This is a genomic window from Streptomyces sp. CoH27, from assembly GCF_020181035.1.
Taxonomy (GTDB): domain Bacteria; phylum Actinomycetota; class Actinomycetes; order Streptomycetales; family Streptomycetaceae; genus Streptomyces; species Streptomyces camelliae.
In genome coordinates this window covers 57,415-80,616 of sequence record NZ_JAIQYY010000003.1, presented here as the reverse complement: position 1 = coordinate 80,616, position 23,202 = coordinate 57,415, and the positions used below count along the sequence as shown (strand labels likewise).

Below are 23,202 nucleotides of genomic sequence, written 5' to 3'. Positions count from 1 at the left end.
TAAAATGATCAACGTGTCCGAGCAGCACGCCCCCCGGTCCCTCATCGTCACGCTCTACGGCGCGTACGGCCGCTTCATGCCCGGCCCCGTGCCCGTCGCCGAGCTGATCCGGCTGCTGGCCGCGGTCGGCGTGGACGCGCCGTCCGTCCGCTCCTCCGTGTCCCGGCTCAAACGGCGCGGGCTGCTGCTGCCGGCCCGCACGGACAGCGGCGCCGCCGGCTACGAACTCTCCCCCGAGGCACGCCAGTTGCTGGACGACGGCGACCGCCGTATCTACGCGACGGCACCCCCCGAGGACGAGGGCTGGGTGCTGGCGGTCTTCTCCGTGCCCGAGTCGGAGCGGCAGAAGCGGCATGTGCTGCGCTCCCGGCTGTCGGGCCTGGGCTTCGGCACGGCCGCCCCCGGGGTGTGGATCGCCCCGGCCCGGCTGTACGAGGAGACGGAACACACCCTGCGCCGGCTCCACCTGGACGCGTACGTGGACTTCTTCCGCGGCGAGCACCTGGGCTTCGCGGCGACGGCCGAGGCGGTCGCCCGCTGGTGGGACCTGGCCGCGATCGCCAAGGAGCACGAGCGCTTCCTGGACGCGCACGCCCCGGTGCTGCGCGCCTGGGAGCGCCGCACGGACACCCCGCCCGAGGAGGCCTACCGCGACTACCTCCTCGCCCTCGACTCCTGGCGCCACCTGCCCTACACCGACCCCGGCCTGCCCACCCGCCTGCTGCCCACGGGCTGGCCCGGCGTGCGTTCGGCGGAGGTCTTCCGGGAGCTGCACGCGCGGCTGCGGGATGCGGGGGCGCGGTTCGCCGGGGTGTGAGGCGGGTCAGGCGCAGACCCGGCGGTGCGCGCCTGATCAACCGTCCAGGGTCAGCCGGGGCTTGGGGGCGTCCGTGCGGCCGGTCTGGGGGCGGCGGCTGCCCGCCCGGTAGGGCGCGGGCCAGACGACCCCCGGGCCGTCGTAGCCCTGCTCGGCCGCCGCGTGCAGGGTCCAGTGCGGGTCGTACAGATGCGGGCGGGCCAGCGCGCACAGGTCCGTGCGGCCGGCGAGGATCAGGGAGTTCACGTCGTCCCACGAGGAGATCGCGCCGACCGCGATCACCGGGACGCGTGCCTCGTGCCGGATGCGGTCGGCGAACGGCGTCTGGTACGACCGCCCGTACTCCGGCCGCTCCTCGGCGACGACCTGCCCGGTGGAGACGTCGATCGCGTCGGCGCCGTGCGCGGCGAAGGCACGGGCGATCCCGACCGCGTCCTCGGCACTCGTGCCGCCCTCGGCCCAGTCGGTGGCGGAGATACGGACCGTCATCGGGCGCTCGGCCGGCCACACCGCGCGGACGGCGTCGAAGACCTCCAGCGGGAACCGCAGCCGCTTCTCCGGCGAGCCGCCGTAGGCGTCGGTGCGGTGGTTGGTGAGCGGGGAGAGGAAGCCGGAGAGCAGGTAGCCGTGGGCGCAGTGCAGTTCGAGCAGATCGAACCCGGCCCGCGCGGCCCGCCAGGCGGCTGCCGTGAACTGCTCGCGGATGTCGGTCAGTTGGGCCCTCGACAACCGGCGCGGGGTCTGGCTGCCCGGCTTGTACGGCAGCGGGGAGGCGGCCACGAGCGGCCAGTTGCCCTCGGGCAGCGGCTCGTCGATGCCCTCCCACATCAGCTTCGTGGAGCCCTTGCGGCCGGAGTGCCCGAGCTGCACCCCGATCGCCGTGCCCGGCGCCTGGGTGTGCACGAAGTCGGTGACCCGCCGCCACGCCTCGGCCTGCCGGCCGGTGTAGAGACCGGCACAGCCCGGGGTGATCCGGCCCTCCTCGCTCACGCACACCATCTCGGTCATGACGAGCCCGGCCCCGCCGAGGGCGCGGGCGCCGAGGTGGACGAGGTGGAAGTCGCCGGGTACGCCGTCGGTGGCGGAGTACATGTCCATCGGCGACACCACGACCCGGTTGCGCAGGGTCAGCCCGCGCAGCCGGAACGGGGTGAACATCGGGGGCGTGCCGGGCGGGCAGCCGAACTCGCGCTCCACGGCGTCGGTGAAGCGGGCGTCGCGCAGCCGGAGGTTGTCGTGGGTGACCCGGCGGCTGCGGGTGAGCAGGTTGAAGGCGAAGCGGCGGGGCGGCTGGTCGCGGTACAGGTGAAGGTTCTCGAACCATTCCAGGCTGGCCCGGGCGGCCCGCTGGGTGGAGGCGACGACGGGCCTGCGCTCCTCCTCGTACGCCGCCAACGCCCTGGGTACGTCGGGCTGTTCCGCCAGGCAGGCGGCGAGGGCCAGCGCGTCCTCGACGGCGAGCTTGGTGCCGGAGCCGATGGAGAAGTGGGCGGTGTGGGCGGCGTCACCGAGCAGGACGACATTGCCGTGCGACCAGCGGTCGTTGACCACCGTACGGAACGTCGTCCAGGCCGAGTTGTTGGAGCGCAGGGGGCGGCCGCGCAGCGCCTCGGAGAAGATCTTGGCGCAGCGTCCGATGGACTCCGCCGTGTCGAGCTCGTCGAATCCCGCCGCCCGCCACACCTCCTCGCGCATCTCCACGATGACGGTGGAGGCAGCGGCCGAAAAGGGGTAGCCGTGCAGCTGCATCACGCCGTGCTCGGTCTCGGCGATGTCGAAGCGGAAGGCGTCGAAGGCGAAGTCGGCGGCGAGCCAGACATAGCGGCAGTGGTGTGTCGCCACATGGGGGCGGAACACCGGGGCGTAGGCCTCGCGGGTGGCGCTGTGCACACCGTCGGCGGCGATGACGAGGTCGTACTCGGCCGACAGCACGTCCGTGGGCGGCGCCTCGGTGCGAAATCGCAGGTCCACACCGAGGGAGCGGCAGCGGTCGTGGAGGATCTCCAGGAGGCGGTGCCTGCCGAGGGCGGCGAAGCCGTGTCCCCCGGAGCGTTGTGCCGTGCCCCGGTGCACGATGTCGATGTCGTCCCAGCGCACGAAGTCCCGCCGCAGGGCCTCGTAGACCACCGGGTCGGCGTGTTCGATGCCGCCCAGGGTCTCGTCGGAGAGGACGACTCCGAAGCCGAAGGTCACGTCCGGGGCGTTGCGCTCCCAGAGGGTGATGTCACGGGCGGGGTCGAGCCGCTTCAGCAACGCGGCCGCGTACAGCCCTCCGGGCCCTCCGCCGATGATCGCCACGCGCATGACGGCTCACCTCCCCTGCCACTTCGGCGGACGCTTCTCCGTGAAAGCCGCGTGGAACTCCGCGTAGTCCTCGCCGTTCATCAGCAGCGCCTGGGTCGAGGCGTCCAGTTCGACCGAGGCGGCGAGCGGCATGTCCAGTTCGGCGGTGAGCAGGGCCTTCGTCTGGGCGTGCGCCAGGGCCGGGCCGTCGGCCAGGCGGCGGGCCAGGGCCTGGGCCGCCGCGTCGGCGTGGCCCTCGTCGGTCAGTTCGCTGATCAGGCCGATGCGCTCCGCCTCGGGGGCACGGACCGGCTCGCCCAGCATGAGCAGCCGGGTGGCGTGGCCGAGGCCGACGATCCGGGGCAGCAGATAGGCCGCGCCCATGTCGCCGCCGGACAGGCCGACGCGGGTGAAGAGGAAGGCGAAGCGGGCCGAGGGGTCCGCCACCCGGAAGTCGGCCGCGAGGGCGAGCACCGCTCCGGCGCCCGCCGCCACCCCGTGCACCGCGGCGATCACCGGGAAGGGGCATTCGCGGATCGCGCGCACCACCTGGCCGGTCATCCGGTTGAAGTCGAGCAGCTGGGCGGTGTCCATCGAGAGGGTGGCGCCGATGATCTCGTCCACGTCTCCGCCGGAGCAGAAGCCGCGGCCCTCGCCGGCCAGTACCAGGGCGCGCACCGAGCGCTCCCGGGACAGCTCGGCGAGCAGATCGCGCAGGTCGGCGTAGCCGCCGAAGGTGAGCGCGTTGAGTTTCTCGGGGCGGGCGAGGGTGACGGTGGCGACCCCGTCGGCGCGGTGGACCCGCAGATGCTCCCAGTCGGAGGTGCGGGCGGCGGAGCCGGTGAAGGGACTCATGACGTGCGGCCTCCTAGGGCGGCGGTGCCGTACGTTGCTCTGTCCCACGAAGTTATCACCTGTTTGTGACTGTCGTCATGAGTGCGCGACAGACGCAGGTCCGCCGTCCGCCGATCGGCCCAGCCCGGTCACGTGCGTCACCGGTCGGCGACAGGGCCGTAACAGCGGGCTCGGGCGGGCGAGGCAGGCCGTTCGGCTGGGTAGGCCGCCCGGTACCGGGGCCGAACACCCCGGGCGAAGCCCGCCGATCGGCTGAAGTGGCCGGGCCCGTACCATTCCTACAGTCGAAAGCAGGACAACCTGCTCCATGAACGGACTCGCCTTGCACGAACGCCCCACCGAATCGGCCTCCTGGCGCATCGCGCTGCCGCACACCGCCGCGGCGGTGCCCGTGGCCCGCGCTCTGGTGCGTACGGCCCTGGCCGAGGTGGAGCACACGGCCGACAGTGACACCGCGGAGCTGCTCACGGCCGAGCTGGTGGCCAACGCGGTGGAGCACACCGCCGGGCGCGGCCCGATAGAGCTGGTGGTGCAGCTGCTGCCGACCGGCTGCCAGGTCGAGGTGCACGACCCGGACCCGGCGCCGCCGGGCCGGCTGACCGCGCCGGTGGTCGAGCAGCCCGACGTCTGGCAGGAGGGCGGGCGCGGGCTGCTGCTGATCCGCGCCCTCAGCTCGTCCTGCGGTCACCACCCCACCCCGTCGGGCAAGGCGGTGTGGTTCACACTGCCTGTGGTTCCCGCTCAGCGGCGGCCGTCGGCATGACCTCGGGGGCCGTCCCGGCGAGCGTGGAGTGCCGGCGGCCGTAGCCGGCGTGGATCGCCAGGTCCACCACGAGGAACACGGCGAACTGGACCCAGGTCCGACGTGACACGGGGAGCGGGCATGCGGGTGGAGGGTCAGGCAAGGCTCTGTGACGCACCCGCCAGGGTGGCCACGAGGACCGCCTTGATCGTGTGCATCCGGTTCTCCGCCTCGTCGAAGACGACCGAGTGCTCGGACTCGAAGACCTCGTCGGTGACCTCCAGCTCGGACAGTCCGTACCGCTCGTGGATCTCGCGGCCGACCTTGGTGCCGAGGTCGTGGAAGGCCGGCAGGCAGTGCAGGAACTTCACGCCGGGGTTGCCGGAGGCGGCGAGGACGTCCATGGTCACGGCGTACGGACCCAGCAGGGCGATGCGCTCGTCCCAGACCTCCTTGGGCTCGCCCATCGACACCCAGACGTCGGTCGCGAGGAAGTCGGCGCCGCGCACGCCCTCCTTCACGTCCTCGGTGAGCGTGACCCGGGCGCCGGAGGCGGTGGCGAGCTGCCGGGCCACCTGCACGATCGTCTCGTCCGGCCACAGCACCCGGGGCGCGACGATCCGGACGTCCATGCCGAGCAGGGCGCCGGTGACGAGGTAGGAGTTGCCCATGTTGTAGCGGGCGTCACCGAGGTAGGCGAAGACGACCTCGTTCAGCGGCTTGTCGGTGTGCTCGGTCACGGTGAGCACGTCGGCGAGCATCTGGGTGGGGTGCCACTCGTCGGTGAGGCCGTTGTAGACGGGAACCCCGGCGTGGGCGGCCAGCTCCTCGACGACCCCCTGGCCGTGCCCGCGGTACTCGATGGCGTCGAACATCCGGCCGAGGACGCGGGCGGTGTCCTTCACGGACTCCTTGTGCCCGATCTGCGAGCCGGCCGGGTCGAGGTAGGTCGTGCGGGCGCCCTGGTCGGCGGCGGCGACCTCGAACGCACACCGGGTACGCGTCGAGGTCTTCTCGAAGACGAGCGCGATGTTCTTGCCGGTCAGGTACTGCGTCTCGGTCCCTGCCTTCTTGGCCGCCTTCAGCTCGGCCGCCAGCTCGACCAGGCCGCGGAACTCCTCCTCGGTGAAGTCGAGCTCCTTGAGGAAGTGGCGGCCGGTGAAGACGGTCGGGACTGTCGCCATGGTGGGCGCTCCGGGGGTACGAGCGGACAGGACCCTGGAATTCTATACGACCTCCAGAATTTCTATACAGCCTCCTGGCGTCCGCTTCATCACACCGGTCAGACCGGGTCCCGCTGCACCGGGCAGCTCATGCACCGGGGGCCGCCGCGGCCCCGCCCCAGCTCGCTGCCCGGGATCTCGATCACCTCGACACCCTGCTTGCGCAGATGGGTGTTGGTGGTGGCGTTGCGCTCGTAGGCGATGACGACGCCGGGTTCGACGGCGAGCACGTTGCAGCCGTCGTCCCACTGCTCGCGTTCGGCGGCGTGCACGTCCTGGGTGGCGGTCAGCACCCGGATCTCGCCGAGGCCGAGGGCGGCGGCGATGGCGCGGTGCATGTGCTCCGGGGGATGATCGGTCACCTTCAGCTCCCGCTCGCCGACGCCCGGCTCGATGGTGTACGAGCGCAGCATGCCGAGGCCCGCGTACTGGGTGAAGGTGTCGCCGTCGACCATGGTCATCACGGTGTCCAGGTGCATGAAGGCGCGCCGCTTGGGCATGTCGAGCGCGACGATGGTGCGCGCGGAGCCGGCCGCGAACAGCTGGTGGGCCAGCATCTCCACGGCCTGCGGGGTGGTGCGCTCGCTCATGCCGACCAGGACGGCGCCGTTGCCGATCACCAGGACGTCACCGCCCTCGATGGTGGAGGGGTGGTCGGCCTGGCCCTGCGACCAGACATGGAACGTTTCGTCACGGAACAGCGGGTGATACCGGTAGATCGCCTCGAAGTGGACGGTCTCGCGCTGCCGGGCGGGCAGCCGCATGGCGTTGATGGCGACCCCGTCGTAGATCCAGGCGGAGGTGTCACGGGTGAAGAGGTGGTTGGGCAGGGGGCCGAGGAGGAAGTCGTCGAGGTCCATCACATGGAAGCGGACGGACGTCGGCTCCGGGTGCGCCGCAAGGAACTCCCGCTTGGTCATGCCCCCCACGAGCGCCTCGGCCAGCTCCCTCGCGGGCAGGGCGGCGAACGCGGCGCGCAGGTGGTCGGTGGCGAGGGGGCCGTACTCCTTCTCATGGAAGACCCGGTCGAGGACGAGCGTGCGGGCCTCGGGCAGCTGGAGGGTCTCGGTGAGCAGGTCGCCGAAGAGGTGGACGGCGACTCCGCGGTCCCGCAGGACGTCGGCGAACCCGTCGTGCTCGGCACGCGCCCGGCGCACCCACAGCACGTCGTCGAAGAGGAGGGCGTCCTTGTTGCTCGGGGTGAGCCTTTTGAGCTCCAGGTCGGGCCGGTGCAAGATCACGCGGCGCAGCCGCCCGGCCTCGGAGTCGACACGGTAGGTCATGCCTCCATCCTGGCCGCAGCCGACCGGGTTCACGCTCCTGTCGCCGGTTTCTGCACCTTCTTGTTCCCTTCAGCGCTTCTCGTCCTGTTGACGAGAAGCGGAGTCTCCGTTTATCGTCGCGATGACGAAAAACGAGGGGGTTCCATGGCCGACATCACCCGGCGCCTGGGCTGGCGTCATCTGCGCGGGGCGCCGACGGCGCACATCCGGCACCACCGGGGCGGGACGCTGCTGCACGACGGACCGGGGCTCAGCTTCTGGTTCCGCGCGCTCACCGCGGCGATCTCCGAAGTGCCGGTCGACGACCGGGAGTTGGCGATGACCTTCCATGCCCGTACGGCCGACTTCCAGGACGTGTCCGTGCAGGCGACCGTCACCTACCGCGTCGCCGATCCGGCCGTGGCCGCCGCCCGCCTGGACTTCTCCGTCGACCCGGACACCGGCGCCTGGCGCGGCACACCGCTGGAGCAGCTGGGCACCCTCCTGACCGAGACCGCGCAGCAGCACGCGCTGGACGTCCTGGCGCGTACGCCGCTCGCGGCCGCGCTGGCCGACGGCGTCACGGCGGTGCGCGAGCGGGTCGCGGCCGGACTCGGTGCCGAGCCGCGGCTGCCCGCCACCGGCATCGAGGTGGTCGCCGTCCGCGTGATGGCGCTCAGACCGGAGCCGGAGGTGGAGCGCGCCCTGCGCACACCGGCCCGGGAGCAGATCCAGCAGGAGGCCGACCGGGCGACCTACGAGCGGCGGGCCGTGGCCGTCGAGCGGGAGCGGACCATCGCCGAGAACGAGCTGGCCAGCCGCATCGAACTCGCCCGCCGCGAGGAGCAGTTGGTCGAACAGCGGGGCACCAACGCCCGGCGCGAGGCCGAGGAGCAGGCCGCGGCGGACGCGGTACAGGCGCAGGCGGAGGCGTCCCGGAAGGTCCGGCTGGCCGACGCCGAGGCACAGCGGACGGAACGGCTGGCCCGGGCGGAGGCCGCCCGGGCGGTCGAACTGGCCGAGGCCGAAGCACGGCGTACCGAGCGGCTGGGCCAGGCCGAGGCCGCGCGTACGGTGGCGCTCGCCGAGGCCGATGCGGCGAAGGCCGTCCGGCTGGCGCGGGTGGAGGCCGACGCGGCGCGAGAGGTCGGAGCGGCACGGGCCGAGGCCCAGGCGGCCTGGCTGCGGGTGCACACCGAGGCCGGGATCGACGGGGCGACGACCCTGCGCGCGCTGACCGCCGACCGGCTGGCGGAGAACCTGCCGCGCATCGACAGTGTGACCGTCGCACCGGACGTGCTGACCGGGCTGCTCACCCGGCTCACGCCCGGAGAGCCGGCATGAGCCGCACCCCGGCGCCGCCCGCCCGGCGCGCCCCGGGGGCCGGCCGGACGCCCGGGACCCCGCCGCCCGCCGGGCGCGCCCCGAGAGCAGGCCGGACGCCCGGCACCCCGCCGCGGCCCAGGGCCGGCCCGGTGGCCGTCGCCTCGCTCACCCGGGCGGTCACCCGCTGCGGGTCTGCCTCGACCTCGACGCCTCGCTCACGTCCCTCGGCGGCAGACCTCGCTTCGGCACGCACCACTCCCCGCAGCACAGCCCCGAGCAGGCCCGGGCCCACCCCCGGAGCAACCCGATGAGCCTCGCCCCGCGCGCCGTGCTGGTCCACCGCACCACGGAGTACGAGGAGCTGGTCGCCCGGCACGGCACGCACGGCCAGGCCGCGTTCTTCCTCGCCTCCCGGGGCCGGGACATCGAGGAGGTCGCCGCGCGCCACCGCCGCGCCCGCGCCGCGCTGGCCGAGGTGACCTCGGCGGTTCCGTTGACGTGGCGTCAGGCGCGGGTGGAACGGGGCGACCTGGACCGGTTCCTGTTCGCGCCCGAGGACGTGGTCGTGGTGATCGGGCAGGACGGGCTGGTCGCGAACGCCGCCAAGTACCTGACCGGCCAGCCGGTGATCGGCATCGACACCGACCCCGGCCGCAACCCGGGTGTGCTGGTACGGCACCGGCCCGGCGACGCGGCCAGGATGCTGGCCTCCGCGGGCGGTTCGGGCTCTTCGGTGGACGAGCTCACCATGGTGGAGGCCGTCGCCGACGACACCCAGCGGCTGCTGGCGCTCAACGAGATCTTCCTGGGCACGGCCGGTCATCAGACCGCCCGATACCGCCTGGGCCTGGAGGACGACGGGGGTGTCGTCGAGGCCCAGGCTTCCTCCGGGGTGCTGGTGGGAACCGGCACCGGCGCGACCGGCTGGCTCCGCTCCGTGTGGCAGGAGCGGGGCAGCCGGATCGCGCTGCCCTCCCCCACCGAGGACCGGCTGGTGTGGTTCGTCCGCGAGGCCTGGCCGTCACCGGCCACCGGGACGAGCCTGGTGGCCGGCGAACTCGCGGCCCCGGCGGCGCTGACCGTCACCGTCGAGTCCGACCGCCTCATCGCCTTCGGCGACGGCATCGAGACGGACGCGCTCCAGCTGACCTGGGGGCAGACGATCCGCGTCGGGGTGTGCGAGCAGCGGCTGCGGCTGGTCGGCTGACCTGCCTCACAACCGCGGGTCCACCGGCTCCGACTCCAGGGCCAGCACCCCGAACACCGCCTCGTGCACCCGCCACAGCGGCTCCCCGTCGGCGAGCCGGTCCAGGGCCTCCAGGCCGAGGGCGTACTCGCGCAGGGCGAGGGACCGCTTGTGGTTCAGGAACCGCCCCCGCAGCCGGGCCAGGTTGTCCGGCCGGGTGTACTCGGGGCCGTAGATGATCCGCAGGTACTCCCGGCCCCGGCACTTGATGCCGGGCTGGACCAGCCTGCCGTCGCCGTCCCGGACGAGCGCGCCGAGCGGCTTGACCACCATGCCCTCGCCGCCGCGGCCGGTCATCTCCAGCCACCAGTCGACGCCCGCGCGGACCGACTCCGCCTCGCCGGTGTCGACGTACAGCCTTCTGGTGGTCTGGAGGAGTCCGGTGCCGTCGTGCTCCACCAGGCGGTCGAGCAGGGCCAGTTGCTCGTCGTGCGGCAGCGTGGCGAGGCTGCGGCCCTGGACGGCCAGCAGCTGGAAGGGGGCCAGGCGTACGCCGTCCAGGCCGTCGGTGGTCCAGCAGTAGCGGCGGTAGGCGCCGGTGAACGCGGCCGCGTCGGCGGCGCGTTCGCGCTGGCGGTCCAGCAGGCCGTCCAGGTCGGTGCCGCGCGCCGCAGCGGCCTCCAGAGCGGCCAGCGCGCCCGGGAACACCGCGCCCGAGGCCGCACCCACGGCCGCGTACTGACCGCGCAGCAGACCCGAGGCCTTCAGCGACCACGGCATCAGCTCGGCGTCCAACAGCAGCCAGTCCGTGGCCAGTTCGTCCCAGAGCCCGGCGCTCCCGATCGCCGAGCGCAGCCGGCCGAGGATCTCCTCGGTCATCCGCTCGTCGTCGAAGAACGGCCGCCCGGTGCGGGTGTAGAGGGAACCCGTGGGTCCGTCCACCCCGAACCGCCGCGCGGCAGCCGCCGCGTCCCGGCACACGAGGGCCACGGCTCGCGAGCCCATGTGCTTCTCCTCGCACACGACCCGCGCGACCCCGTCCCGCGCGTACTGCGCGAAGGCCTCCTCCGGATGCTCCAAGTAGGCTTCCACCTGCGACGTCGCCGTCGGCGCCATGGTCGGCGGGAGGTACGGCAGCAGGCGCGGGTCGATCGCGAACCGGCTCATGACCTCCAGGGCCGCCGCCGCGTTCTCCTCGCGCACCGCGACCCTGCCCGCGTGCCGGGTCTCCACGGCCCTGCGGCCGTACACGTCGGCCAGGTCCAGCGGCCGGCCGTCGTGCCCGCCGGGCGCCTCGGAGCGCAGCGGCCTCGTCGGCTCGTACCAGACCCGCTCGGCCGGTACGTCCACCAGCTCGCGCTCCGGCCAGCGCAGCGCGGTGAGCTTGCCGCCGAAGACGGCGCCGGTGTCCAGGCAGATGGTGTTGTTGAGCCAGCTTGCTTCCGGGACCGGGGTGTGTCCGTAGACGACGGCCGCGCGGCCCCGGTAGTCCTCCGCCCAGGGATAGCGCACCGGCAGTCCGAACTCGTCGGTCTCGCCGGTGGTGTCGCCGTACAGGGCGTGCGAGCGGACCCGGCCGGAGGTGCGGCCGTGGTACTTCTCGGGCAGGCCGGCGTGGCAGACGACCAGCTTGCCGCCGTCGAGGACGTAGTGGCTGACCAGCCCGTCCAGGAAGCGGCGCACCTCGGCCTTGAACTCCTCGCTCTCGCCCTCCATCTGGGCGATGGTCTCGGCGAGCCCGTGGGTGTGCTGGACCTTGCGGCCCTTGAGGTAGCGGCCGTACTTGTTCTCGTGGTTGCCCGGCACGCACAGCGCGTTGCCGGAGCCGACCATCGACATCACCCGGCGCAGCACGCCCGGGGAGTCGGGGCCGCGGTCGACCAGGTCGCCGACGAAGACGGCTGTACGGCCCTCGGGGTGCACGCCGTCCGCGTAGCCCAACTTGGCCAGCAGGGACTCCAGTTCGGCGGCGCAGCCGTGGATGTCGCCGATGATGTCGAACGGGCCGGTGAGGTGCGTGAGGTCGTTGAAGCGCTTCTCGGTGACGACGGTGGCGGCGTCGACCTCCGCGACTCCGCGCAGAACGTGTACCTTGCGGAAGCCCTCGCGCTCCAAGTGCCGGACGGAGCGGCGCAGTTCGCGGATGTGCCGCTGGATGACCCGGCGGGGCATGTCGGCGCGGTCGGTGCGGGCCGCGTTGCGCTCGGCGCACACCTCCTCGGGCACGTCGAGCACGATGGCGATGGGCAGCACGTCGTACGTCCGCGCCAGCTCGATCAGCTGCCGCCGGCTGTCCTGCTGCACGCTGGTGGCGTCCACGACCGTGCGGCGGCCGGCGGCCAGCCGCTTGCCGGCGATGTAGTGCAGCACGTCGAAGGCGTCCCGGGTCGCGCTCTGGTCGTTCTCGTCGTCGGAGACGAGGCCGCGGCAGAAGTCGGAGGAGATCACCTCGGTGGGCTTGAAGTGCCGTCGGGCGAAGGTGGACTTGCCGGAGCCGGAGGCGCCGACGAGGACGACGAGGGAGAGGTCGGTGACGGGGAGGACCCGCCCGTCGGTCTTGCCGGTCATGCCGCCTTCGCCTCCTTCGCGCCGAGCGTGGGTGTGATCATTTCGGCTGTGCTCATTTCAAAAATGGCCATCTGGGTGGGCGGGCCGACCTCGGGGTCGTCCGGTCCCACGGGGACGAACTCGACGTCGTAGCCGTGGAGTCCGGCGACCCGGCCGGCCCAGGCGCGGAACTCCTCGCGGGTCCACTCGAAGCGGTGGTCGCCGTGCCGGACATGGCCGGCGGGCAGGGTCTCCCAGCGGACGTTGTACTCGACGTTCGGGGTGGTCACGAGGACCGTGCGGGGGCGGGCGGCGCCGAACACCGCGTACTCCAGGGCGGGCAGCCGGGGCAGGTCGAGGTGCTCGATCACCTCGCTGAGCACGGCCGCGTCGTAGCCCTTCAGACGCTTGTCGGTGTAGGCGAGGGAGCCCTGCAGGAGCCGGACCCGGGAGGCCTGCCGCTCCCCCATGCGGTCCAGCTTCAGCCGGCGCGCGGCGATCGTGAGGGCCCGCACGGACACGTCGAGTCCGACGATCTCCGTGAACCGGGGGTCCTTCAGCAGTTCCCGCACCAACTCGCCCTGTCCGCAGCCGAGATCGAGGACCCGGGCGGCGCCGTGGGCGCGCAGCGCGGCGAGGATCGCCTCGCGGCGCTGCACGGCCAGCGGGGTCGGCTTCTCCTCGGTCTCCGTCTCCTCGGCGACGGCGTTGTCGATCTCCTCGACCTCGCTGTCGTCGGCCTCGGCGAGCCGGACCAGCTCCAGCCGCTCGGTCGCCTGCCGGGCCAGCGACCAGCGGCGGGTGAGATACCGGGTGGTGATGAGCCGCTGTTCGGGGTGTCCGGGCAGCCAGCCCTCGCCCGCGCGCAGCAGTTTGTCGACCTCGTCGGAGGCGACCCAGTAGTGCTTGGCGTCGTCGAGGACCGGCAGCAGCACGTACAGATGGCGCAGCGCCTCGGCGAGGGTCAGCTTCTCCGACTCCAGGACGAGCCGGACGTAGCGCGAGTCGCCCCACTCGGGGAACTCGGTGTCGAGGGGCACCGGTTCGGCGGACACCGTCCAGCCGAGGGGCTCGAAAAGCCGGTGCACGAGACCCGGACCGCCCCGTGCGGGCAGTGCGGGCACCTCGATGCGCAACGGCCGTGTCTGACCGGGGAGTTCGGGACGCGCGGCGCACACCCCGCGCACGGCGCTGGAGAAGACACCGCTCAGCGCGACCGCGAGCAGCGAGGAGGCTGCGTAGGGGCGGTCGTTGACGTACTGCGCGAGCGCCGCGTCGGGCGCGCCGCCACGGCCCTTGCCCTTGCCGCGCCGGACCAGCGCGACCGTGTCGATCTCCAGCAGCAGCGCGGCCGTGCAGCGCTGATCGTCCGCCTCGGGGTAGAAGACATGGGCGGTGCCGTAGGACGTGGAGAACTTCTGCGCCTTGCCAGGGTGCTTGTGCAGCAGGTACCCCAGGTCGGTGGCCGGGTGGGCGGCGTCGCCGCGCGTCGAGATCGTCAGGAACACGCGTCCGATTGTTCCGGTCTCCGACCCCGGCGACCACCGGTTTTCCCGTTCGTCACGGCTCCTTGGCGATGATCGTCCGGGCGTTGCGCACGGCCCGCTCCTGTGTGGCCCGCAGGTCGTCCAGCTTCTGCTTGTTCCTGTCGATGGCGGCCTTCTGGGTGCGCGTGTCGAGGGCGTGGGCGGCCGGGATGTACCCGGTGTCGAGCTTGCACCTCGCGTCGGCGGCGGCCGTCTTCTTCTCCTTGGCGGAGGGCTGCTCCGTCCTGTACCAGGCGAAGTCCGCGGCCGCCTTGTCCGGGCCGGAGTAGTGCAGACCCTGCTTCTTCATGCAGTCCGCCCAGGCGCGGTCGGCCTTCTTCCAGGCCGGGTCCTTCTGGGCCTCCTGGTGGGACTGGTACCAGAGCTGCATGGCCAGGGAGTCGTAACTCCTGAGGTTCACGATGCCGACCTTCGCCGCCGTGGGCGGAGCGTCGTAGATCGTCCGCATCGCCTGGCCCAGGCAGCCGCCCTCGGGGATGCGGTGTCCGTGCGCGAGCCGGCTGTCCCCGGGCTGGAACTCGCCGGTGAGGGCGAGGAACTGGTCGACCGGCCACTCCTGGCTCTGGGCGGAGCCCGCCGCCTTGGGCTGGTGGTAGCCGTGCTCGGAGGCCAGGCCGGGGTCGTCCACCCCGTACGGACTGTCGTCGCCGAACGCGGTGAGGTCGAGTGTGCCCGGCCGTTCCGGGTAGGTCGACTCGACGCTCTTGGTGTCGAGCACCACGAAACCGGAGAAGCCGAGCCGGACCATGCACGTCTTGGCGAGGATCCACTGGGCCCTGCCGACGTCCTCGGCGCCGGGCGAGGTTGAGTCCGCGAGGTACGCGTGCAGCGGGAGAGCCGCCCTGGTGTTGAGACGGTGGGCCTCGCCGGCGGGGTCGTCGTCGCCACCGGCGAACCGGCAGGCCGACACGGCGAAGAGGCCGGCGAGGGCGAGAGGCAGGACTTTGCGCACGGGCTCATCCGATCAGGCCCGGATCTTGGGCGCTGTGATGGAGCCCACAGTTCCGCCCTACGGCGTGCACAGCGGTCCCACCTCCGCGCGTCCGGCCTCAGGTGAAGTCGGCCCGGGCGAGATGTGTCCCGCAGATGCGGCAGCGGAAGAGGTACCCGGTCGGCTGACCGTCCTGGTCGAGCGCCGCGAGGAACTCCTCGGTGGGGCCGGCCGCCCAGCCCCACTCGGCGCACTGCCCGCGCAGTTCGTCGAGCGCGTCCGGGTAGGCCCGCAGTTCCCGGGCGCCCGCCGCGCCGAGGAAGACCGCGCCGTCGCCGCAGTGCTCGGGCCAGCCCCAGTCCTGCCAGGTGGCGAAGCCGGGGGTGCGCTCGCAGATCTGCCGGGCCGCCTCGTCCGGCATCCGGCCCGCCTCGACGTCGTTGAAGAACACCCCGAGCCGCTGGGCCGCGGTGCCGTACGCGACGCAGTACGGGCACAGGCGCCCGTCCGGTACGGCCTCGCCGTGCACCGGGCCGGTGTAGATCCAGCCCTGGTCGTGTCCGCAGCACACGCACGGCTCGTCGGCGGCGGTGACCGAGCCGGTGGCCACCGGGTCGGGGTGGTAGGGGAACGGCGGCAGCAGCGGCCGGCGCCGGGGTTCCGGCCGCGGTCTGACGACCTGTTCGATCGCCTGCCCGGTCAGCGCGGCGGGCGGCACCACGACCGCCCGCGCGCGCAGCTCCTGCGGCAGCTGCCCTACGTCCGCCTCGCTGGTCACGATCACCGTGGGATCCGCCGGCAGCACGATCGCCGCGCCGGTGCGGCGGGCCAGTTCGGCGACGATGTCCAGCACACCGGGGCCCGGCCGGTCGAACGACACCCCGTGGTGCAGATAGACGTCGGCGTCGCTGCCGTCGGCGGCCCGCACCCATTCGACCGGCTCACCGTCCGGGACGTCGTACGGCGCGTACGGCGCCAGCACCTCGCGGACGGCCGCGGCGTCCATCGGCACGATGGCGCCGTCGCGGAACGCGTGGACGTAGATGCCCGATCCCATGCCGATACTCCATCACATACCGCCACCAGGAGGGCATCCCGGGGCCGGCGCCGGACACCGGGATGCCCTCCGGCTCCTTACGACAGCTGCGACTGCACCTGGGCGGAGATCAGTTCCAGGTGGTCCAGGTCGGCCAGGTCCAGGATCTGGAGGTAGATCCGCCGGGAGCCGATCGCGGCGTACCGGCCGATCTTGTCGACGACCTCGGCCGGGGAGCCCGCCAGGCCGTTGGCCTTCAGCTCGTCCACCTCACGGCCGATCGCGGCGGCGCGGCGGGCGACCTCCTGGTCGTCCTTGCCGACGCAGACCACGAGCGCGTTGGAGTACGTCAGCTCGTCCGCGCGCCGGCCGGCCTCCTCGGCGGCGGCCCGCACCCGGCCGAACTGCCGCTCGCTGTCCTCGACGGAGGCGAACGGGATGTTGAACTCGTCGGCGTACTTCGCGGCCAGCCGCGGCGTGCGCGTCGCCCCGTGACCGCCGATGAGCACCGGGACCTTGCCCTGGGCGGGCTTGGGCAGCGCGGGCGACTCGGTGAGGTCGTAGTAGGTGCCGTGGAAGTCGAAGGTCTTGCCGACCTCGGTGGCCCACAGCCCGGTGACGATCGCGAGCTGCTCCTCCAGCCGGGCGAACTTCTCCTTCGGGAACGGGATGCCGTACGCCTTGTGCTCCTCCTCGAACCAGCCGGCGCCGAGGCCCAGCTCCACCCGGCCGCCGGACATCTGGTCGACCTGGGCGACCTGGATGGCGAGCACACCGGGCAGCCGGAAGGTGCCGGCCGTCATCAGTGTGCCGAGGCGGATCCGCTGGGTCTCACGGGCGAGGCCGGCCAGGGTGATCCAGGCGTCCGTGGGCCCGGGCAGACCGTCCGTGCTGCCCATGCGGAGGTAGTGGTCGGAGCGGAAGAAGGCGTCGAAGCCGAGGTCCTCGGTGGCCTTCGCCACGGTGAGCAAGGTGTCGTAGGTGGCCCCCTGCTGGGGCTCGGTGAAGATTCGAAGGTCCATACACCCATCCTGCCTGCCGCGACCCGCGTCAACCTCGCCGGTACCGCCAGGTGCGGCGGTCCCCGGTCGGGTGTAAATCGGAGCGGGACGCCGTGGGCGCCGCGCGGGCCAGTGACCGGCCCCGGTGATGATCGTTGGGACGTCGGAGCCGGACCGTCCGGCACCCGCGCCGGGCGGTGGCCGCCGTCGCGCGTCACCGCGCCGGCCTGCCGGGCCGGAGGCCGAGGAGGCCGTAGTGTCCGAAGAGAGTGGCTCCGACGGGCAGCCGAAGGGGCTGCTGGAGCAGATGGAAGAGCTGATGGCCGCGTTGAACGCGGATCTGTCGGAGCTGGCGGATCTGCATGCCGGTCAGAGCGGCACCGAGGAAGCCGGCCTCGGCTGAGGCACCGTACTGGGGGCGGCCGCCCCCGGACCCCGCTTCGGGCCTTGCGCCCCTCGTCCTCACACGCCGGAAGGGCTGTTCTCGTTCCCGCTCTCCCGTAACACCTCCTCGCGCGCGGCCAGTTTGCGCAGCATCTCCAGGACGCGGTCGCGGGACTCGTCGGCCGCGTCGATGGCCTCCATGCACTGCCAGTACGTCGTCTCGTCGGCGGCGGAACTCGCGACGCCGACCAGGGCGATGCCGACCTCGCCGAGCAGACCCCCGAGGCAGAGCAGGGTCTCACGGGCGTCGTCCAGCTCGGTGAGCTGGGCGGCGCGCAGATCGCCGGGGTCGAGTTCGGGCGGGTCGAGGACGCCGCAGCCCCGGCCCGCCAGCTCCGTCAGGCCGAGCGCCTCGCCGCGCAGCTCCGGCGGACCGGAGACCGCGAGCCGGCTGCCGATCGCCTGGGCCAGGGACTGGGCCTGCCAGACCTCCGCCATGATTTCGCCTGCGTCCGCGCTGTTCGCCAGGGCTCGCCTGCTCGCGAGGATGAGCCGTATCGCATCCATACGTCGCCCCCGTCCCTCCACATGCTTTCTCGCACGTCCGCGTGAACTACCGTGTCCACTACCCAGAGTGAGGGTACATCAGACGAAAAGCCAGTGCTGAACGGAAATTTGTGGACAACAATTCGGATTCGACAGGCAATTTGACCACGGAGCGTGATAACGGAGTTCAGGATTCCGGCAGTTGGCCCCGCTCCGGCCCGCCCTGCTCCCCGGCGACCGGAAACCGCCGTTCGTTGCGGTCGATCTTGGCGTCCAGCGCCGCCAGCGGGTCGATGCCGAGGGTCTGGCAGAACTGCAGGAGATAGGCGAGGACATCGGCGACCTCGTCCTCGACGCGGTGCGCGGTGCCGGGGTCGTCCATCACCCGTGCCGACTCCTCCGGGGTCAGCCACTGGAAGATCTCGACCAGTTCGGAGGCCTCCACCGAGAGGGCGGCGACGAGGTTCTTGGGGGTGTGATAGGGCTGCCAGTTCCGCGCGGCGGCGAACTCGGCGAGCCTGCGCTGGAGCCGGGCGAGGTCAGGGGGTCGTGTCACGGTCCAGGTGTATCACCGCGGCTCTCCCGGTCCAGGTGCACCACGGTCACCCCGTCGGCCCCGGTGGCCCACGAGCCGTCGCTCACCGCGCCCAGGCATCGGATGTGCCCGCGCTCGCCCATCCGCGCCGCCATCCGCAGCAGTGCGAGACGCTGGGCCGGGTCCAGGCCGCGGTCGAAGCCGTCGGCGAGGACGGTGAGACTGCGCAGCGCGTCGGGCACTTCACCGGGGGCGTCCAGGTCCAGCACGCCGGGGCCGGTCAGCAGCACCAACGTCAGGGCCAGATAGCGCAGTTCGCCGTCGCCGAGCCGGGCGAGCTCGGTGCGGAAGCCGTCGCCGCGGTCGAGCAGCGCCCGTACCGTGCCGTCGGACAGCGGCTCGGCGACCAGATCGGTCACCGGACCGGCGCAGCCCGCGCGCAGCGCCTCGACCAGCAGGCCGTGCCGGCGGGCGCACTCGGCGCGGGTGCGCCACAGCACGTCGGCGAGGTTGTCGCAGCCCGGCAGCAGCCGGCCGGAGCCGGTGGGGACGGGGGTGCGCATGTACTCGGGGCGGGGATCGCAGGGGAAGACGGAGCGCAGGGCGACCACCATCTGCTCGGCCGCGGCGAGCACCTGCCGCTGCCCGTCCGTCTTGCCGGCCACACGCAGGGGCAGCAGGGCGGTGCCGAGGCGGTCGTCGGGCAGCGGGGCGCGGGTCACCGGGGCGGAGCCCGCGGTGTGCCAGGCGGCCTGGACGGTCCGGCGGGACGGGTCGCGCAGAGCGGTCTGCAGCAGGACGACACCGCCTGCGGTCAGCCGCTCCCCCACGATCCTGAGGGCGGGTTCGGCCTGTACGGCGATGTCGAGCCGGACGGGTCCCTCGACGCCGTCGGCCGTACAGCCGATCCGGAAGCCGCGCCGGCCGCCGGCGTCGGGGCGCGCCCGCTGCGGCACACAGGCGAGCGGGTCCGGGAACGCCTGGGTGAGCGGGGCGCCGCCGCCGAGCCGGGCGAGCGCCTCGTACGCCATGAGCGCGGTCGTCTTCCCCGTGCCGCTGGGTCCCGCGACCAGGGTGACGGGCCCGAGCGGAAACCCGGCCCGCCGGTGCCCGGCGAACGCCGACAGCCGTAACTCGGTGATCCGGGCCCGCACATCGAGGCCGCCGCCGGGCGCACGGGCGTCACCGGACACACGGGACTGCGCGGGGACGGTGCCGCCGGACGCGGCGGCCGCCGGAGGCTCGGCGGAGACGGAAGGCACGGTCATGTGCGGACGGTAGAACTCCGCCGCCCCGCCGAACCGTTTTGCCCTGCGGACCTTCCTACGATCGGGGGACGTCCGCCGGGTGACGTGCCGTCGGCCGGGGGACGTGGCGTGCGGGCGGGGGACTCGGCGGGGCTCAGCCCTCCGAGACCCCCGCCCCCTCCATCAGCCCGCTGACCTCGGTTCCGGGCGGGGTGAGCAGGAACACGTTCCGGTCGACGCGGTGCATGCCGCTGCCCAGGCCGAAGACGACGCCCGTGCTGAAGTCGAGGACGCGCTTGGCGACCTCGGTCTCCGCGCCGGACAGGTCGAGCAGGACCGGCGCACCGGCCATCAGGGTCTCGGCGACCTCGCGGGCGTCCGCGAAGACGTTGACGCGCAGAACCACGAACCGGCGCCGGGTCTCGGTCTCGGCGTCCGGCAGCGCGCGGTGGTCCACCGCGGACGGCCAGGCGTCCCGGCCCCGTAGCGGCACGACCTGGGCGAGCCCTTCCCACTGTTCATCGGTGACGTCGTAACGGCTCACCGGCTCCCCCCGACCTGACTCGCACTCAATGCCTGCACCGGTCAATTCTTACGCCAAGTCACCCGTTCGGCCCAACAACGACACGGTCTGCGACCGATCCGGTGACCCGCGGCTGCCCGACCTGGGCTGTATGTGCGATTACGCCCGCCGATCACCTCTGCCTCATCGAAGTTTTCACACGCGTCCATCTGGCGCTCATGTGCCGCCGGTACCGTCCGGCCCGTGCACTTGGCAGAAACACCGCAGGTGACACCCGGCCGGCGGACGCAGTCGGCGGTGTCCGCCGTTCCGGGACCACGCGCCGATGCCCCCGGGGCGCCCGCGCAGTGGCATCGCGTGCTGACCCTGCTCGCCGACGTCAGCCTGTTCATCGGCACCCGGACGGTGTGGACCCAGGCAGCCACGCACCGGCTGGTCCTCGCGGCCGTCATCTCCGTCTGCTACGCCGCGATCCTGGTGACCGGCGTGCTCGCGCTCACGGTCCGCCGGGCGCGCTCGCTCGCCCGCCTCGACCTGGTGGTCCTGGTGACGGCGATCGCACTCGTCCTGTGCACCTGGGCGCTCAACCACGCCGGCGGCGACGAGGCGGTCCTGAGCACCCAGGCCGCGCGCGAGATCATGAACGGCCATCAGGTGTACGACAATCCCTGGCCGTGGCTGTTCCGCGACCCGAGCGTCGCGCTGACGCCGACGACAGACGGCGGGTACGACTTCACGTACGGCTATCCGCCGCTGACCCCGCTGCTCATCCTGCCGTTCCTGTGGGTGGGCCACGGCGGCATTCCGGCGACAGCGGCGGTGACCGTCGTGCTGGTCGTGGGCGCGGTCCTGATGTGGCGGCTGCTGCCGGTGCCGTGGCGCTCGGCGGCCACGATGGTCCTCCTGGGGTTCGGCTTCCTGCCGATGTACGCCCGCCAGGGCTATCCCGCGATCGTCGGCCTGGTCCTGCTGGTGCCGGTGGTCGTACGCTGGCCACGGCTCGGCGCCGGGGGCCGGCTGGGCGCCCCGGGGATCGCCCGGGCCGCGTGTCTCGGCGCCGCGTGCGCGGCTCAGCAACTGCCGTGGTTCGTGACCCCGTTCCTGCTGGCCGGCATCTACGCCGTGCGCCGGGGTGAGCTGGGCGGGCGGGAGGCGGCGCGTGTGGTGCTGCGGATCACGGGGATCGCGGTCCTCACCTGGCTGCTGATCAACGCGTACTTGATCGTGACCGAGCCCGGTCCCTGGATCCGGGGCATCGCCCTGCCACTGACCCAGGGTGCGGTGCTGCACGGGCAGGGCCTGGTGGGCATCTCCCTGTACTTCACCCACGGCAGCGACCGGCTCGACTGGTACGGCCACGCGAGCATGCTGCTCGCCGCGGCTCTGCTGGCGCTGTTCGTGCTGTTCGTGCGGCGGCTCGGCCCGGCCGCGACCGTGCTGCCCTGGCTGGCCTTCTACCTGGCGACCCGCTCGCAGGACGGCTACTACCTGTTGATGACGCCGCTGTGGCTCGCAGCGGCGATCACCACGCCCCTGGCGGAGTTCTCGGGCGCGTGGCAGCCGCGGCCGCGGTGGCTGACGGGCCCACGCCGCAAGCAGGCCCTGGCCGCGGCCGTGGTGGCGCTGGTGCTGCCCGCGCTGGTCAGCGCGACCCTGGCGGTGACCGGCAGGCCGCCGCTGCGCATCGGCATCACGAAGGCCCGGCACGACTCGGCGCACTCGCTGTCCGCGCTGACCCTGAAGGTCACCAACTCCGGCGGCAGCGCGCTCACTCCGCACTACATGCTCACGACGGGCCAGGGCATGAGCAAGTACTGGTCGCTCACGCACGGCCCGGCCACGATCCCCGCGCACAGCACGGCGACCGTCGTCCTGCGGGCGCCCGACGGCAGCTTCCCGCTGCCCCCGAAGAACAGCACCCGCTTCCGGCTGCGCGCCTTCACGGCGACTCCGCAGACGCTCTCCACCAAGGACGTGACAGGCGCCGAGCTGGGCCTGAAGGGCTGAGCGGGGCTTCCCGGGAGCCTCAGGCCGGCGTCCGAGTGAAGCGCAGCGTGGCCGTCACCGTGGTCAGGCCGCGCATCATGCCGAGCTGGTTCCAGCCCATGCCGAACTGCTCGCGGTCCACGGCGAACTCGGCCTCCAGGGTGACCCCGTCGGCCGCCGTCGAGGCCAGGCGCGCGGTGAACGTCTGCGGCCGGCTGATGCCCCGTACGGTCAGCTGACCGGTGACCCGCACGCCGTCGTCGTCGAGGCGGTCGGCGCCGCGGACGGCGAAGGTGATCTCCGGGTGCCGGTCGGTGTCGAAGAAGTCCGCCGAGCGCAGGTGGGTGTCCCGCTTGGTGTGCTTGGTGTCCAGGGAGGCGGCGTCCAGGGTCACGGTGCCGCTGGCCGAGCCGTCGGGGTGCACCTCGCCCCCGCCGCTGATCGTGGTGAACGCGCCCTTCACGGTGACCAGGCCCCACATGGTCTTGTGCCGCAGCGCGACGGTGGACGCGCTGGGGTCGAGCTGCCAGGTACCGGTTTCCACGGCGACGGTCATGATCGTGCTCCCGACTGATGATTCAAATTTGGATGACTTCCGGACCCCCACGCTAGCCGCTCATCCAATTTTGAACAACCCAGTCGTCCAAATTTGCACAACAGGTAGACTTCCTCCATGACAGCCGCCGACGCACCCCTCTCCGACCAGCCCGCATGTCCCTCGGCCGAGAGCGGTGAGCGGCTGCTCCCGGACGAGCTGCGCGCGTGGATGGTGCTGCTGGCGGCGACCGGCGCGGTGGAGCAGCGGATGCGTACGGTCGTGAAGGAGACCCTCGACGTCTCCCACGACGAGTTCCTGATCCTGTGCCTGCTGGCCGAACGGCCGCGCACCGGACTGCGCATGACCCAGGTCGCCGACCTCCTCGGCCGCCCCAAGACCCGGCTCACCTACCAGATCGCCTGCCTCCAGCGGTCCGGTCTGGTCAGCCGCCGCTCCGTGTGCGGCGACAAGCGGGGCGTGGAGGTCGCCCTCACCGACAAGGCGCGCGAGCTGCTGCGCGAGACGTCCGCCCTGCTCGCCGGGACCGTCCGGCAGGCCCTCGCCGACTCGATGGGCACCGAGCAGCGCGCGGCGATGTGCGCGCTCGTACCGGACGTAGCGGACACAGAGGACTGAAAAGTCGTCGACCGCCGAACGAGAGGCGCAGGTCACAGGTGTAAGGAGGGA

Annotated in this window: 21 protein-coding genes; 7 read left to right on the top strand and 14 right to left on the bottom strand. The window is 72.6% G+C overall.

The genetic code is table 11. From position 1 onward, the window contains the following. The first annotated feature begins 4 nt into the window (after nt 1-4). The gene (locus tag LE548_RS05650; RefSeq protein ID WP_225095519.1) at nt 5-817 is read left to right on the top strand and encodes a PaaX family transcriptional regulator C-terminal domain-containing protein; all 813 of its coding nucleotides are present in this window, start codon (nt 5-7) and stop codon (nt 815-817) included. A 36-nt stretch (nt 818-853) separates the two neighbouring features. On the opposite strand, the gene LE548_RS05645 is transcribed toward LE548_RS05650, so the two are convergent. Further along, complete coding sequence (locus LE548_RS05645; protein ID WP_225095518.1) at nt 854-3,121, bottom strand: bifunctional salicylyl-CoA 5-hydroxylase/oxidoreductase; 2,268 nt, start codon at nt 3,119-3,121, stop codon at nt 854-856. Between the two features lie 6 nt (nt 3,122-3,127). Next, entirely contained in the window at nt 3,128-3,955 is an 828-nt protein-coding gene (locus LE548_RS05640) for an enoyl-CoA hydratase family protein (protein ID WP_225095517.1), read from the bottom strand. 307 nt (nt 3,956-4,262) lie between these two features. Here LE548_RS05640 and LE548_RS05635 point away from each other — a divergent pair, with 307 nt between their 5' ends. After that, nucleotides 4,263-4,718 (top strand): ATP-binding protein, encoded by a 456-nt coding sequence (locus LE548_RS05635; protein WP_225095516.1) that lies wholly within the window; start codon nt 4,263-4,265, stop codon nt 4,716-4,718. Between the two features lie 134 nt (nt 4,719-4,852). Here the strand turns inward: LE548_RS05635 and argF are convergent, their stop codons facing one another. Next, the gene (argF, locus tag LE548_RS05630; RefSeq protein WP_225095515.1) at nt 4,853-5,881 is read right to left on the bottom strand and encodes an ornithine carbamoyltransferase; all 1,029 of its coding nucleotides are present in this window, start codon (nt 5,879-5,881) and stop codon (nt 4,853-4,855) included. 98 nt (nt 5,882-5,979) lie between these two features. Further along, entirely contained in the window at nt 5,980-7,203 is a 1,224-nt protein-coding gene (locus LE548_RS05625; RefSeq protein WP_225095514.1) for an arginine deiminase, read from the bottom strand. Nucleotides 7,204-7,347: 144 nt separating this feature from the next. Here LE548_RS05625 and LE548_RS05620 point away from each other — a divergent pair, with 144 nt between their 5' ends. Both LE548_RS05620 and LE548_RS05615 read left to right on the top strand, forming a co-directional pair. Then, entirely contained in the window at nt 7,348-8,526 is a 1,179-nt protein-coding gene (locus LE548_RS05620; protein WP_225095513.1) for an SPFH domain-containing protein, read from the top strand. Nucleotides 8,527-8,815: 289 nt separating this feature from the next. Further along, nucleotides 8,816-9,715 carry a hypothetical protein gene (locus tag LE548_RS05615; protein ID WP_225095512.1) on the top strand — a complete coding sequence of 300 codons (900 nt, stop codon included), beginning with the start codon at nt 8,816-8,818 and terminating at the stop codon, nt 9,713-9,715. A gap of 6 nt (nt 9,716-9,721) precedes the next feature. On the opposite strand, the gene LE548_RS05610 is transcribed toward LE548_RS05615, so the two are convergent. From LE548_RS05610 to LE548_RS05590, 5 genes are all read right to left on the bottom strand, one after another. Next, nucleotides 9,722-12,262, bottom strand: a complete 2,541-nt coding sequence (locus tag LE548_RS05610; protein ID WP_225095511.1) for a polynucleotide kinase-phosphatase — start codon at nt 12,260-12,262, stop codon at nt 9,722-9,724. Then, nucleotides 12,259-13,749, bottom strand: a complete 1,491-nt coding sequence (locus LE548_RS05605) for a 3' terminal RNA ribose 2'-O-methyltransferase Hen1 (RefSeq protein WP_225095510.1) — start codon at nt 13,747-13,749, stop codon at nt 12,259-12,261. Before LE548_RS05605 ends, LE548_RS05610 begins: the two co-directional genes overlap by 4 nt. A gap of 52 nt (nt 13,750-13,801) precedes the next feature. Beyond that, on the bottom strand, nt 13,802-14,740 hold the full coding sequence (locus LE548_RS05600; protein ID WP_225095509.1) for a hypothetical protein: 939 nt from the start codon (nt 14,738-14,740) through the stop codon (nt 13,802-13,804). Nucleotides 14,741-14,837: 97 nt separating this feature from the next. Beyond that, nucleotides 14,838-15,776, bottom strand: coding sequence for a CbrC family protein (locus LE548_RS05595; protein ID WP_225095508.1), 939 nt, complete (start codon nt 15,774-15,776; stop codon nt 14,838-14,840). 77 nt (nt 15,777-15,853) lie between these two features. Further along, entirely contained in the window at nt 15,854-16,777 is a 924-nt protein-coding gene (locus LE548_RS05590) for an LLM class F420-dependent oxidoreductase (RefSeq protein WP_225095507.1), read from the bottom strand. Between the two features lie 235 nt (nt 16,778-17,012). Between LE548_RS05590 and LE548_RS05585 the strand changes: the two genes are divergently transcribed. Further along, nucleotides 17,013-17,159, top strand: coding sequence for a hypothetical protein (locus tag LE548_RS05585; RefSeq protein ID WP_225095506.1), 147 nt, complete (start codon nt 17,013-17,015; stop codon nt 17,157-17,159). A 59-nt stretch (nt 17,160-17,218) separates the two neighbouring features. Here the strand turns inward: LE548_RS05585 and LE548_RS05580 are convergent, their stop codons facing one another. The 4 genes from LE548_RS05580 to LE548_RS05565 form a co-directional block, all read right to left on the bottom strand. After that, the gene (locus LE548_RS05580; protein ID WP_225095505.1) at nt 17,219-17,707 is read right to left on the bottom strand and encodes a DUF6099 family protein; all 489 of its coding nucleotides are present in this window, start codon (nt 17,705-17,707) and stop codon (nt 17,219-17,221) included. Nucleotides 17,708-17,873: 166 nt separating this feature from the next. Then, nucleotides 17,874-18,242: a nucleotide pyrophosphohydrolase gene (locus tag LE548_RS05575; protein ID WP_225095504.1), complete on the bottom strand. Its 369-nt coding sequence runs from the start codon at nt 18,240-18,242 to the stop codon at nt 17,874-17,876. Next, the gene (locus tag LE548_RS05570) at nt 18,239-19,489 is read right to left on the bottom strand and encodes an AAA family ATPase (protein WP_225095503.1); all 1,251 of its coding nucleotides are present in this window, start codon (nt 19,487-19,489) and stop codon (nt 18,239-18,241) included. Before LE548_RS05570 ends, LE548_RS05575 begins: the two co-directional genes overlap by 4 nt. Nucleotides 19,490-19,622: 133 nt before the next feature. Next, nucleotides 19,623-20,012, bottom strand: coding sequence for a cell division protein SepF (locus LE548_RS05565; protein WP_225095502.1), 390 nt, complete (start codon nt 20,010-20,012; stop codon nt 19,623-19,625). 222 nt (nt 20,013-20,234) lie between these two features. Here LE548_RS05565 and LE548_RS05560 point away from each other — a divergent pair, with 222 nt between their 5' ends. Further along, nucleotides 20,235-21,998, top strand: coding sequence for a hypothetical protein (locus tag LE548_RS05560; RefSeq protein WP_374116027.1), 1,764 nt, complete (start codon nt 20,235-20,237; stop codon nt 21,996-21,998). 19 nt (nt 21,999-22,017) lie between these two features. On the opposite strand, the gene LE548_RS05555 is transcribed toward LE548_RS05560, so the two are convergent. Continuing rightward, nucleotides 22,018-22,533 carry a YceI family protein gene (locus LE548_RS05555; protein WP_225095501.1) on the bottom strand — a complete coding sequence of 172 codons (516 nt, stop codon included), beginning with the start codon at nt 22,531-22,533 and terminating at the stop codon, nt 22,018-22,020. A gap of 117 nt (nt 22,534-22,650) precedes the next feature. Between LE548_RS05555 and LE548_RS05550 the strand changes: the two genes are divergently transcribed. Then, nucleotides 22,651-23,151 carry a MarR family winged helix-turn-helix transcriptional regulator gene (locus LE548_RS05550; RefSeq protein WP_225095500.1) on the top strand — a complete coding sequence of 167 codons (501 nt, stop codon included), beginning with the start codon at nt 22,651-22,653 and terminating at the stop codon, nt 23,149-23,151. The last annotated feature ends 51 nt before the right edge of the window (nt 23,152-23,202 follow it).